This window comes from Streptomyces sp. NPDC006529 (assembly GCF_040611795.1).
Classification (GTDB): domain Bacteria; phylum Actinomycetota; class Actinomycetes; order Streptomycetales; family Streptomycetaceae; genus Streptomyces.
Genome location: NZ_JBEXPB010000013.1, coordinates 92,861 through 104,697 on the forward strand (window position 1 = coordinate 92,861; position 11,837 = coordinate 104,697).

The following is an 11,837-nucleotide window of genomic DNA, read 5'->3' on the forward strand; positions in this document are numbered from 1 at the left end:
CCGATACGCTCCGTTCATGGCCAGCCAGCAGCGTTCGACGGGCTTCACCGAAGCCCAGCTGTCGATCATCGATGAACTGACCGCCCTGCCGTTCCCGGAGGAAGAGGGCAAGCCGGGGACGGACGGTGGGTGGGGTGGGCCCGGATACCACGTGGCCGTGCTCCGGGAGAGCCGGGACTTCTGGGATGACCGCAGTGAGGAGGTCGTCGAGGCAGCCGAGAAGGAGCTGGAAGACGCTCTCGTCGCACTGACAGTCGCTCTGACCGCTCTATGGGGCGGTCCCACGATGGTGGATCTGTGGCCGTATCTCGGGTTCGACCATCCAGACCCCGAGTTCGTGGCTCCAGAGCCGCTCGGCTTCCTGTGCACCGTCGCCGGCAGCATGCGGCTGTGGCAGCCACCGTCCTGCGGCCGATGGCTCGCACTGGCTATCGGTCAGGCGGATCCGGAGCTGCCTTTCCAACTGCTCGCCGCGGTGGGTGAGTCGTCCTCGCTCGGAGAGACGCACGTCGTGTAGCCGTGTAGCGCTGTGCGCGTGCGACTCGCCCGGGCAGGGGACCCGCGCCCCGCCAGGGGGCGAGGTGGGCTGGTCGTACTCGTGGGTCCTGGCGGGAGTTGGCGACGGGCCGCGGCTGGGCACCCCCTAAAGGACAACCTCCGACGAGCCAGGGGTCCGGGGAGGAGGCCTGCACCTCCCCGGACGGGGCGGAGGGTGTTACGGGCGCAGTCCGGCCATCAGGGCCCGGGTGACGGCGAGGTCGGCGGGGCCGGTGTTCCAGTCGGCGTTGATCGGGCTGACCGCGATCTTCCCCGCGCTCACGGCTTCGATGTCGCCGCCACGGGCCGGGGTCCGCAGGTCGACCCGTACGCCCACCTTCCAGGTGCCGTCGCCCGCGTCGGTGAAGTCCGCCTTCAGCAGGGTCTGCGGGTCCTGGAAGGTGGTCGCCACCCCGGCGGCGGCGCCCTTGCCGTCGGCGCCTACGACGGGGTGGTTGACGTTGAGGCCGACGCCCGCGGGGAGCAGCGGTCCGGATCCGGCCCGCGAGCGGAGCCGGTCGATCAGCCGGACCGCGAAGTCGACGGTCGGACCCATCGCGTTGACGGTGGTCACGGGGTCGGGGGCGGCGACGCCACCGGTGCTCAGGGCAATGGCGGGCACGCCGGACTCCAGCCCGGCGACGGCGCCGCCAACCGTACCGGAGTGGGTGGCCAGACCCGCCACGTTCGGGCCGAAGTTGGTGCCGGACACCACCAGGTCGGGGGCGCGGCCCTCGAACACCTCGGAGAGACCGAAGGCCACCGCGTCACCGGGGGACCCGTCCACGGCCCACACCTTCGGCTCGGGGTGGCGCACGGTGACCGAGGGGGCGTTCGAGGTCTTCGTGCCCGCTCCGCTCTGATTGGTGAGCGGAGCAACGATCGTCACGTCGTGCCCGGCGGCGGTCAGCCGTGCGAAGGCGAGCCGGATGCCGGGCGCGCCGTAACCGTCGTCGTTGGTGAGCAGGATCCGCAACGGGCGCGCCGGCACGGGCGCCGGTCCGGCCTGCGATGCCGCGGCGGCGGGCGCCGTACCGGCGAGGGCGGGGGCGCACAGCAGCAGGGTGGCCAGCGGCAGGACTCGCTTGCGTTGCACGGAAAGCTCCTTGGGAGAGGGGTGACGGGGTGAGGGGTGATGCGGTGGTGGGTGAGGGGCGACGGACCGGGTGGCGGGTCAGCGCACGTTGCGGATGGGGAGGATGGCGAGCGCGCCGATCAGCGAGAGGCCGCCGCCGACCAGGAACAGCGGGGTGTATCCGCCGAGGGTGGTGACCACGGCGGAGGCGACGAACGGGGCGATGATCTGCGGTCCGGCGTTCGCGATGTTGAGGACGCCCATGTCGCGGGCCGCGTCCTCGGCGCGGGGCAGGACCAGGGTGACCAGCGCGGTGTCGACGGCCATGAAGCACCCGAAGGCGAGGCCGTTGAGCGCGCTGAAGACGAGCATCCCGGTCCACGTCGGGCTGATGACGGGCACGGCCATGACGAGCCCCGCGAGGGCCGCGGAGAGACCCACGAACACTTTGCGGCGGTTCCACCGGTCGGACAGCATGCCGCCGACCACCGTGGAGAGCGCCATCGCGGCCATGGAGACCGGGGTGAGGACCGCCATCGCGGCGGGCGGGGTCAGTCCCCCGGGCAGTGATATGTGATCGTCCAGGATGTAGAGCTGGTAGCCGACGACCGAGAAGTAGCCGAGGACCATCAGGGCCCGCCCGATGAAGGCCCACCGGAAGTCGTGGTGGCCGAGGGCGGAGAGGAACGCCTTGACCTGCGCCCCCTTGGGGGCACGCGGGCCGTCGTCGGCGCCCGCGGCCGCAGCCGATGCCGGGGCCGCGGAACGCGGCTCGTCACGGCAGAAGGCCGTGAGCAGCATCGCGGCCGTGGCGATCACCGCGCCGAAGACGAGGTAGCCGGTGCGCAGGTGGTCCGCGGTCTGGGAGGCGATGAGCACGCCGACCGTGCCGCCGATCGGCAGCCCGAGTCCCACCACCGCGGACGCGGTGCCGCGCCGGGCGACCGCGACCCGGTCGGGCACGATCGCGGTGACGGCGGCCTGGTAGACGTTCATGGTGGCCTGGATGAGGCACCACCCGATGCCGACGAGCAGGGCCGTGGAGACGCTGCCCAGGAAGGCCAGGCCGGCGAGCGAGGCGAGGGCGCCGCCCAGGATCCAGGGACTGCGACGGCCGCTGCGGTCCGAGAGGGCACCGGCGACGGGGTTGAAGGCGGTCGCGAAGATCGCGCTGACGCCGCCGATCAGGCCGAGGACGGCGACCTTGTCGTCACCGGCGATCTCGGCGATCTGGGTGGGGAGCAGGATGGATCCGACGCCCATGTAGACGGCCATCATCGCGGAGTTGGCGACCAGCAGCAGGAACAGGAGTCCGCTTCTGCGGGGAGGTTGGTGGTCCGCCGGGACGGGCGGATCGATGAGTTCGTTCGTGACCATGACGACTCCTCGGGGACGGAGCGGGGAGGTGGGGCGCGGGGGCGCGGGTGGCGGGTGGCGGGTGGTGTGCCGCCGAGGTGCGGGTACGCGGCGGGGCGCGGTACGGCGGGCTCGCGGGGGTGGACGGCGCGGAACGGAGTCACCGGGACGCCGTGTCCGTGTACGGGCCCCGGGTTGCGGGACCGGGGCACGGGTTCGGGTCCCGGGTGCAGGACCCGGGCCCGACTCCGGGGGCTGTGGATACGGGTGGGGTCCGGTTACGGGTGCGGGTGGCCCGGCGGCGAGCCGGGTGGCGCATGCGGGTGCGGTCGACGTGCTGGTTCACGTGGTGTCCGCGAAAGCCCGGCGGGCCGGGCTCGTTCGGCGCGATTTCCGTGGTGTACGCGTACGTTGTTACACGTGTCACTTGCCGCGCCTGGTCACTGTGTAGCACCACTTCCCCGGCGTCGCCAAGGGTTGGCACGCAGCAATGCGCGGATCGTGACACAAGCGGCGCCTTTTGCAGGGGGCACGTGTAACCGCCAGAGCCCGGCCACCTGACAAGCCGATCACGACTGAGAACCCCCTTGCCCTTGTGGCCCCGGCCACCTGTCCGCGATACTCCGTGCCGCAGTGCGGCGTCTCCCCCGCGCCGCCGGGGACCAGGCCCGCGCTCCGTCACTGTCGCGCCCGCCCCGCACCACCCCCACGGCCCCGGCCACCGACCCCGGTCCGGCGGCGCGACTCACGCCGGTCCGATCCCCGAGGGCCCCGGCACACCCCTCCCGTGGACCTGCAGGCGGCATCCCGAAGGCCCCTCCGCGCCACGACTCCGCCCCCATCCGCCCAACCGCTCCCCCGGCATCGCCGCCCGGCACTCAAGCACCCGGCGCCCACCGCCCCGGCCACCGACCCGAAAGGCCCCGCCATGCCGCACTCCGTCACCCCCGCGCCGCCACCCGCCCCCGCGCCCCTGCCCGTCTCCGCGCCGCCGCCCTTGCACCACCTCCCCGCCCCTCCGCCCCGCCTCGCACTCCCGACGGGCGCTGCGCTGCTCCTCGTACCCCTGCTCGCCGGGCTCCTCCTGCGGACGGGCGAACGGCCTTTCTTCCAGGGCCTCGACGACTCCTGGGCCGACGCGGCCCGCGGCTCGTCCACGGGTCCCGCCACCGAGTTCGCCCTCTGGCTCGACCACCTCGGCGGCCCGTTGGGGCTCCTCCTCCCCTTGTTGCTGACCTGCGGCCTCTGCCTGTACGGGCGTTGGCGCTCGGCGCTCTTCGTCCTCGCTACCGCCGTCCTGGCGAACATCCTCGTCGCGCTGCCCCTCAAGCAGCTCGTCGGCCGGCCCCGGCCGCCGCACACCTGGGTCCTGGTGAACGACGGCTCCTACCCTTCCGGGCAGGTCTTCAGCGCGGTGGCGCTGGTCGTCGCGGTCGCGGTGGTGGCGATGCCGCCGCGCGCGCGGCGCTGGTGGTGGCTGTTCGGCGCCGGGTACGGCGCGGCCATGATGTGGAGCCGGACGTGGCTGCACACCCAGTGGCTGACCGACACCTTCGGCGGCGCCCTGGCCGGGGCGGGGGCCTGCCTCCTGTTGTGGCGGGCGTTCGCGCGGCTCCTGAAGACGGAGGCGGAGCGCGCGGCGGCCGACACCCTCTGGCTCTGAGCGGACGACGACACATGATATCGAGCATGATTGACGATCGTTGATTTGACACCATACTCTCGAAGGGCCGTCGCGCACACGGCGCACGGCCGAGGAAGGAACGGCTCATGGCTCACACCCCACGCCCGGACCAGACCGTCGTCGACCTGCCGACGGGACGCGTGCGCGGCATGGTCGAGGAGGGCCTCACCGTCTTCCGCGCCCTCCCCTATGCGGCCCCGCCGGTCGGCGCCCTGCGCTGGCGGCCCGCGCAGCCGCACCCCCGATGGAACGGCACCCGGGACGCGCGCACCGACGGCCCGAGCGCTCCTCAGATGTACCGCGAGGGCGGTGACCCGGTCCTCGGCGGCCACGGCGAGCCGCCCTTCGACGAGGACTGCCTCACCCTGAACGTCTGGACGCCCGCGGCCGACGACGCCCGCAGACCGGTCCTCGTCTGGATCCACGGGGGCGGCTTCGTATCCGGCTCCGGGTCGCTGCCCATCTACTCCGGCGCCACCTTCGCACGCGACGGTGACCTCGTCGTGGTCAGCGTCAACTACCGCGTGGGGCCACTGGGTTACCTGCACCCCGACACGGAGGACGACACGCGGGGCAGTGACCCGGCGGGCGGCGGCAACCACTGGCTGAGCGATCAGCTCGCCGCGCTGCGCTGGGTGCACGAGAACATCGCGCGCTTCGGCGGCGACCCTGAGACCGTCACCGTCGCGGGCCAGTCCGGCGGCGCGGTGTCCACCGCCGCCCTCGCCGCCACGCCCCAGGCCGCGGGCCTGATCCGGCGGGTGATCCTGATGAGCCCGCCCTTCGGACTCGACTTCCCCACACCCGCGGCCTCCCTGGAGCGCACCGCCGCCTACGTCGAATGCGCCGCGGCCGAGGACCTGGCCGAGCTGCGCGACCGCCCGTGGCCCGAGCTGATCGGCGCCGGCGGTGGCCTCTTCGCCCGGACGGCGCGGTGGGGCTACTGGCCCACCCCGTTCCTCCCCGTGATCGACGGCGTCACCCTCCACCATCATCCGGCCGAGGCCCTGCTGCACGGGGCCGCGGCCGGGATCGAGGTGCTGATCGGTTGGACGCGCGAGGAGGCCAACTTCGGGTTCGCCCTCGACGAGGGCCACGCGGGGGCGGACCGGGAGCAGGTGACCGGCCGGATCGCGGACACCTTCGGAGCCGCCGCGGCTCCCGCCGTGTACGCGGCGTACGAACGCGCCCGGCCGGGGGCCCGCCCGGGGGACGTCCTGATGGACCTCATCACCGACGAGCTGTTCCGGGCGCCCGCCGTGCGGTTCGCCGAGGCGCGGGCGGCCATGGGGCGCCCGGTGTGGGCGTACCAGTTCGACCTCCCCTCCCCCGCCCACGAGGGCCGGCTCGGCGCCGCGCACTGTCTGGACCTCCCCTTCGCCTTCGACAACTTCGAGCAATGGGCACACGCCCCCTTCATCGCCGGCCTGGACCTCGCCGTGCGCGACGGGCTGGCGCAGACCATGCACCGGGCCTGGATCGCCTTTGTCCGCACCGGCGACCCGAACCACCCGGACATGCCGCAGTGGAGCCCGTACGAGGAAGGCACCCGGACCACGATGCGCTTCGACGCGGTCGTCGGCGCCCTCGACGACCTGGCCGGCCACGCCCGGCGGCTGCACGAGGGCGCGCTGCGCCGGCTCTCCTCGTAGCGCCGCACGGAACCACGCTGCGGGGGCCCGGCGGGGCACGTACGTCCGAGCGGACCCCCGCTCCCGTGATCTAACTCGTGTAACCTGTGGAGAGAAGGCACCGGGCCGATCAGAACGAGCGTCGAGGGACGTCATGGCGAAAGACATTCCCGTCCCCGCTTCGGTCACCAGTGCCGACGTGGCCCGGCTGGCCGGGGTCTCACGCGCCACCGTTTCCTTCGTGCTCAACGACACCCAGGGGCACCGCGTCAGCGCGGCCACCCGCGCGCGCGTGCTCGACGCCGCCCGGCAGCTCGGTTACGTCCCGCACGCGGCCGCGCGCTCGCTGCGCGCCGGGCGCAGCAACCTCGTCCTGATGCCCGCGTCGATCTCCGCCGTCGGCCGACTGGTCAGCGACTGGGTGGACGACCTGCACAGCGAGCTGGACCGGCACGGTTACACGGCCGTCCTGCATGCGGGACGCTTCACCGATCCGCTCGACGCCGCCCGCGCCTGGGCCGAGTTGCGCCCGGCGGCCGTCATCGCGCTCGACGGCGACCGGCTGACCCCGCAGGCCGCCGAGCTGCTGAGCCGGGCCGGAGTGCGCGGGCTGCTCGCCTTCGCCGCTCACCCCGTGGCGGGCGTGCACACCATCGGTTTCGACCACGCGCGCATCGGCGCGACCGCAGCCGAGCACCTCATCGCCCGCGGCCGGACCCGTATCGGCGTGGTGATGCCGCAGGAACGCGGCCTCGCCACGCTCGCCGCGCCCCGACTGGCGGGAGCCGAGTCCGTCGCAGCCCGGCACATGGCCACCGTGACGCCGGTGGAACTGTCCTACACCCGCGAGTCCGCGACCGCCCTGGCCCGGCGCTGGCCGGACCTCGGCCTGGACGCCGTGTTCGCCTACAACGACGAATACGCCGCGCTGCTGCTCCACGCGCTGCGGGCCGAGGGGATCGCCGTACCGGAGGACGTGGCGGTCGTGGGCTGCGACGACCTGGTGCTGGCGGCGCTCCAGCAGCCCGCCCTCACCTCGATCCGGCTGGACCTCGCGTCCCCCGCTCGGGTCGCGGACGCCGTGCACGAGCTGATCGAGACGGGCACGACCGCCCCCGTGCCGGAGATAGAGGCGGTGCTGGTGCACCGCCAGACCTCATAGGAGTACGTACCGCCGTTCAGAGAAACTTCACTGACGGATCGTCAGGTGCAGGTGCGGACGCGGCGAGGGTCACGGTCACCGCGGGCGCGGCTCCCGTACCCCCGGCCGGCCCTCGGCGGTTGCTGACGCGGGCGGCCTCGCGCGCGAGCGCGGGGGCGCAGAGCCACCAGGCCAGCAGCCCGGCCCCCGCTCCGGCGGCGGCGCCCGCGACGGTGTCGCTGAGCCAGTGCGCGTGCAGCCAGGTCCTGCTCCACATCATGACCAGGGTGAACAGCGTCCCCCCGGCCCACCAGGCCCGGCGCCGCGCGGCCGGCACCAGCAGGACGCCGACGAGTACGACGAGCAGTGCCGCGCCCGCCGCGTGCCCGGAGGGGAACGAGCCGTGGTCGACCCGGACCAGCGGGTGGGCCGGACGCGGGCGGTCCACCGCGTACTTGAGCCCCTGGACCACGAGCACGTTGCCGACGAGGTAGGCGCCGAGCAGGAAGCCGGCCGACACCCGTCTGCGGCGGACGAGCAGGAAGACCAGCAGTGCGAGCGGCACGACGACGCCGAGCGGGCCGCCGAACCAGTTCAGGACCGCCGCGACCATGCCGTACGGCCCCCCGTGCGGGCCGTCCATCCAGGTCAGCCAGCGGTCGTCCGCGCCCTGGAACGGCGGCCGCGCCGGGTCCCGCCGGACGGCGAGGGCGAGCACCGCCGGTACGACCAGCAGCAGGACCCCCGCGCCGAGGACGTCGGGCCGATGGTGGGCGGCCGGCTGCGGGGGCGGCGGGGCGGCGGGGGCGCCGCGGGCGGGCGGGGAAGCGACCGGGTTCCTGGACATGACTGCCTCTCGCGACCGTGACGGGGCACGGCGTGGTTCGGGGAATCGACGTGCGTGCCCGGGCGGGATCGACGTGCCCGGACGGGGCCGGGGGTGGCGGGCGCCCGGCCTTGCGGGGGACGGGGGCACCGCCCGTGCGGGAACGGGGGCGCCGCCCGTCCGGCCCGCGCCCCCGTCTCCTTCGCTGACGACCAGCTCGGACCCGCGCCGAGGTGACGGGTCAGGCACCCGCGCCGAGGTGCCGGGCCAGGAACGCGACGCTGTCCGCGACGATCCGCGGGACGTCGGGCGAGCCGAGGAAGATGTGGTCGGCGCCTTCGACGGGCTGGAGGGTGACCTCCCCGCCCGCCCGTGCGAGGGCGGCGGCGAGCAACTCGCTCTGGCTGTAGGGAACCAGCCCGTCCTGGCGGCCGTGGACGAGCAGGAACGGCGGCGGGTTCGAGCCCGGGGTCACGTGCGTGACCGGGCTGGCGGCCCTGGCCAGCTCCGGGCACTCGGCGACGGGCGCGCCGAGGAGCGCCACGTACGGGTCGGGGAACTCCGTGCCGGGTGCCATCGGCAGCTCGGGCATCGGGTGCGCCGAGAGGGAGACCAGGTCGGAGATCCCGTACCAGTCGACGACGGCCCGCACCGCGGTGTCGCCGGTGCCCACGCCGTGCGCGGCCTCCAGCGCCTCGCCGTCCGCGCTGTCCGGGCCGACGAGGCCCGCGAGGGCGGCGAGGTGGCCGCCCGCGGACTCGCCCCAGACGCCGATGCGGTCCGGGTCGATGCCGAGGATCCCGGCGAACGCGCGGACGTAGCGGATCGCGGCCTTCACGTCGTGCAACTGGGCCGGGAAGGGGGCCTCCAGGCTGTGCCGGTAGTCGATGGAGACCAGGGCGAGCCCGGCCCCCAGCACCGTTCCGTGCAGCAGGGCCGCCGGCACGGTGGGCGGCGGGTAGCGGCGGTCGCCGTCCAGCCAGCCGCCGCCGTGGATCCATACGACCGCCGGGAAGGGGCCCTCCCCCGGGGGCACTTGCACGTCGAGCAGCCGGGGGCGGTAGCCGGGAGTAGTGGCGTAGGTGGCGCCGTGGTGGTGACGGACGCCGTTCTCGTCCGTGAGCGCCGGGACGGGGGTCTGGTAGGGCGGGGGCGGCCAGGTCATGTCGGTCATGTCGATCGCGGGCGGGGAGTGCGTCATTGCGGCCCTTCCAATCAGCGCGGACCCGGTAGGGGCAAGGCTTCGTAACGTATGTCCGAATTGCTTGCGCGACCCACCCGGGAGGCATAGCGTGTTACACGTGTAATCACGACTCTAGCGACGCATTTCCGCTGACCACAAGCCCACGACCGGGCCGACTTCCGCACTTGTTACACGAGCCACAGCGCGAACTGCGTCACCGTCCCCCAGGGAGCACCCCATGCTCACCGCCACTCCCGCCCCCACCCTCGCCACCGCCCGCCCGCGCGCCTTCGTGCGGTGGACGGCCGAGCCCGGTGCGGCGACCGTCCCGCTCATCCGGTCCCGCGTCCGGGCGGTGCTCGACGACTGGCGGGTGACCGCCGATCTCGCGGACGTCCTACTGCTGGCCGTGAGCGAACTCGCGGGCAACGTCGTGCTCCACGCCTACGCCCCGCGCCGCATGCGGGTGGCGGTCATCCTCCGGGAGGGCTGGCTCCACCTGGAGGTCGCCGATGAGTCGCGCACACCACCCCGGCCACTCCTCCCCCGACCCCCGGTCGATCCGAACGCCGAGTCAGGGCGGGGCCTGCTGATCGTGGAGTTGATGGCGGCCGAAGCGGGAGGCGAACTCACTTGCGGTGGAGGCGAGTTCGGGCACCACTTCGCCGTCCGCGTCCCCGTCGCGTGAGGGTCTTGTGGGAGCAGAAAATATGACGACTGATTGACGGTCGCCAAAATATCGAGATACTTGCCCCATCTCCCCCGCTGCTCCCTGATTGAGGTGCCGCCCCATGGAGCTCTCCCCCTCGGCACATCCCGATACCTTCTGCCGCGACCGGCTCCCCCCGTTCTCCCTCTGGCCCCGGCTCCACTTCGACCTGCCGGAGCTGGACTATCCCGTCCGGCTCAACTGCGCCCACAGCCTGCTCGACGAAGCCGTCGAACGCTGGGGACCCGACCGGCCCTGCCTGCTGACCCCGACCGAGCGCTGGACGTACGGCGACCTGCTGCGACGTGCCAACCAGGTCGCCCAAGTGCTCACCGAGGAGCTGGGCCTGCTGCCCGGAAACCGCGTCCTGCTGCGCGGACCGAACAACCCGTGGCTCGTCGCCGCCTGGTTCGGCGTCCTGAAGGCGGGCGGGGTGGCCGTCACCACCGTGCCGCTGCTGCGCGCCGCCGAACTCGCCGAGCTGTGCGGGATCAGCCGCCCCGCGATCGCCCTCTGCGACCACCGCTACCTGGACGAACTCCGCTCCGCCACCGGCTCCGCCCCCCGCGTGATCGCCTACGGCGGCCCCGGTGACGACGACCTCGCGGTCCGCTGCGCCGCCCAGGACGGGGACTTCACCAGCGTCGCGACCGCCGCCGACGACGTCGCACTGATCGCCTTCACCTCCGGCACGACCGGACGGCCGAAGGCAACCCTGCACTTCCACCGGGACGTCCTGGCCAACGCGGACACGTTCTCCCGGCACGTCCTGGCGCCCCGGCACGACGACGTGTTCACCGGCACCCCGCCCCTCGCCTTCACCTTCGGCCTCGGCGGGCTGGTGGTCTTCCCGCTGCGCGTCGGGGCCTCGACCCTGCTGATCGAGCAGGCCACGCCCGGGCAGCTGGCCGACCTGATCGCCGCGCACGCGGTGAGCGTCCTGTTCACGGCGCCGACCGCCTACCGGGCGATGCTGGCGCAGGGCGCGGCCGGCCGGCTCGCGGGCCTGCGCCGCTGCGTGTCCGCGGGCGAGCCGCTGCCCGCCGCCGTGTGGGAGGAGTTCCACGCGGCCACGGGGCTGCGCATCATCGACGGCATCGGCGCCACGGAGATGCTGCACGTCTTCATCTCCGCGGCCGACGAGGACATCCGGCCCGGATCCACGGGCAGGCCCGTGCCCGGCTACCGGGCCGCAGTGGTCGACGAGCACGGCGAACCCGTCCCCGACGGGCAGCCCGGCCTGCTTGCCGTCACCGGGCCCACCGGCTGCCGCTACCTCGACGACCCGCGCCAGTCCACCTACGTCCGGGGCGGCTGGAACATCACCGGCGACACCTACGTCCGCGACGCCGACGGCTACTTCTGGTACGTGGCCCGCAGCGACGACATGATCGTCTCCTCGGGCTACAACATCGCCGGGCCCGAGGTCGAAAAGGCCCTGACCGGCCACCCGTACGTCGCGGACTGCGGGGTCGTCGGGGTGCCGGACGAGCGGCGGGGCATGCTCGTCAAGGCGTACGTCGTGCTGCGCGCCGGGGTCCCGGCCTCGCCGGCCACGGCCCGGGAGCTCCAGGACCACGTCAAAGCGGTCATCGCCCCCTTCAAGTACCCGCGCGCGGTGGAGTTCGTCACCGACCTCCCGCGCACGGAGACCGGCAAGCTCCGGCGCGGCCAACTCCGGGCCCAGGCGAGGGA

The 11,837-nt window shown here is 73.6% G+C and carries 9 protein-coding genes and 1 pseudogene; 6 read left to right on the forward strand and 4 right to left on the reverse strand.

All coding sequences use genetic code 11. The features are described 5' to 3' along the window. Positions 1 to 16 precede the first annotated feature (16 nt). The gene (locus ABZY31_RS13025; RefSeq protein WP_356408583.1) at positions 17 to 517 is read left to right on the forward strand and encodes a hypothetical protein; all 501 of its coding nucleotides are present in this window, start codon (positions 17 to 19) and stop codon (positions 515 to 517) included. A gap of 198 nt (positions 518 to 715) precedes the next feature. Here ABZY31_RS13025 and ABZY31_RS13030 read toward each other — a convergent pair whose 3' ends face one another. After that, positions 716 to 1,633: a 5'/3'-nucleotidase SurE gene (locus ABZY31_RS13030; protein ID WP_356408586.1), complete on the reverse strand. Its 918-nt coding sequence runs from the start codon at positions 1,631 to 1,633 to the stop codon at positions 716 to 718. A 78-nt stretch (positions 1,634 to 1,711) separates the two neighbouring features. Continuing rightward, the gene (locus ABZY31_RS13035; RefSeq protein WP_356408589.1) at positions 1,712 to 2,989 is read right to left on the reverse strand and encodes an MFS transporter; all 1,278 of its coding nucleotides are present in this window, start codon (positions 2,987 to 2,989) and stop codon (positions 1,712 to 1,714) included. Between the two features lie 907 nt (positions 2,990 to 3,896). Between ABZY31_RS13035 and ABZY31_RS13040 the strand changes: the two genes are divergently transcribed. The 3 genes from ABZY31_RS13040 to ABZY31_RS13050 all read left to right on the forward strand — a co-directional run bounded on the left by ABZY31_RS13040 (position 3,897) and on the right by ABZY31_RS13050 (position 7,445). Beyond that, positions 3,897 to 4,631 carry a phosphatase PAP2 family protein gene (locus tag ABZY31_RS13040; protein WP_356408592.1) on the forward strand — a complete coding sequence of 245 codons (735 nt, stop codon included), beginning with the start codon at positions 3,897 to 3,899 and terminating at the stop codon, positions 4,629 to 4,631. A 107-nt stretch (positions 4,632 to 4,738) separates the two neighbouring features. Further along, the gene (locus tag ABZY31_RS13045) at positions 4,739 to 6,304 is read left to right on the forward strand and encodes a carboxylesterase family protein (RefSeq protein ID WP_356408595.1); all 1,566 of its coding nucleotides are present in this window, start codon (positions 4,739 to 4,741) and stop codon (positions 6,302 to 6,304) included. Positions 6,305 to 6,437: 133 nt separating this feature from the next. After that, positions 6,438 to 7,445, forward strand: coding sequence for a LacI family DNA-binding transcriptional regulator (locus tag ABZY31_RS13050; RefSeq protein WP_356408598.1), 1,008 nt, complete (start codon positions 6,438 to 6,440; stop codon positions 7,443 to 7,445). A 16-nt stretch (positions 7,446 to 7,461) separates the two neighbouring features. Here the strand turns inward: ABZY31_RS13050 and ABZY31_RS13055 are convergent, their stop codons facing one another. Then, entirely contained in the window at positions 7,462 to 8,271 is an 810-nt protein-coding gene (locus tag ABZY31_RS13055; RefSeq protein WP_356408601.1) for a phosphatase PAP2 family protein, read from the reverse strand. Between the two features lie 220 nt (positions 8,272 to 8,491). Next, positions 8,492 to 9,451, reverse strand: coding sequence for an alpha/beta hydrolase (locus ABZY31_RS13060; RefSeq protein ID WP_356408604.1), 960 nt, complete (start codon positions 9,449 to 9,451; stop codon positions 8,492 to 8,494). A 220-nt stretch (positions 9,452 to 9,671) separates the two neighbouring features. Here ABZY31_RS13060 and ABZY31_RS13065 point away from each other — a divergent pair, with 220 nt between their 5' ends. Continuing rightward, positions 9,672 to 10,121, forward strand: coding sequence for an ATP-binding protein (locus ABZY31_RS13065; protein ID WP_356408607.1), 450 nt, complete (start codon positions 9,672 to 9,674; stop codon positions 10,119 to 10,121). A 103-nt stretch (positions 10,122 to 10,224) separates the two neighbouring features. Further along, positions 10,225 to 11,826, forward strand: a pseudogene (locus ABZY31_RS13070) (AMP-binding protein); the annotation flags it as partial. Positions 11,827 to 11,837: the final 11 nt, after the last annotated feature.

Excerpts from the sequence above, each read along its gene's own strand:
- ABZY31_RS13025 (WP_356408583.1), top strand. The coding sequence starts at position 17 with ATGGCCAGCCAGCAGCGTTCGACGGGCTTCACCGAAGCCCAGCTGTCG.
- ABZY31_RS13035 (WP_356408589.1), bottom strand. The coding sequence starts at position 2,989 with ATGGTCACGAACGAACTCATCGATCCGCCCGTCCCGGCGGACCACCAA.
- ABZY31_RS13040 (WP_356408592.1), top strand. The coding sequence starts at position 3,897 with ATGCCGCACTCCGTCACCCCCGCGCCGCCACCCGCCCCCGCGCCCCTG.
- ABZY31_RS13045 (WP_356408595.1), top strand. The coding sequence starts at position 4,739 with ATGGCTCACACCCCACGCCCGGACCAGACCGTCGTCGACCTGCCGACG.
- ABZY31_RS13050 (WP_356408598.1), top strand. The coding sequence starts at position 6,438 with ATGGCGAAAGACATTCCCGTCCCCGCTTCGGTCACCAGTGCCGACGTG.
- ABZY31_RS13055 (WP_356408601.1), bottom strand. The coding sequence starts at position 8,271 with ATGTCCAGGAACCCGGTCGCTTCCCCGCCCGCCCGCGGCGCCCCCGCC.
- ABZY31_RS13060 (WP_356408604.1), bottom strand. The coding sequence starts at position 9,451 with ATGACGCACTCCCCGCCCGCGATCGACATGACCGACATGACCTGGCCG.
- ABZY31_RS13065 (WP_356408607.1), top strand. The coding sequence starts at position 9,672 with ATGCTCACCGCCACTCCCGCCCCCACCCTCGCCACCGCCCGCCCGCGC.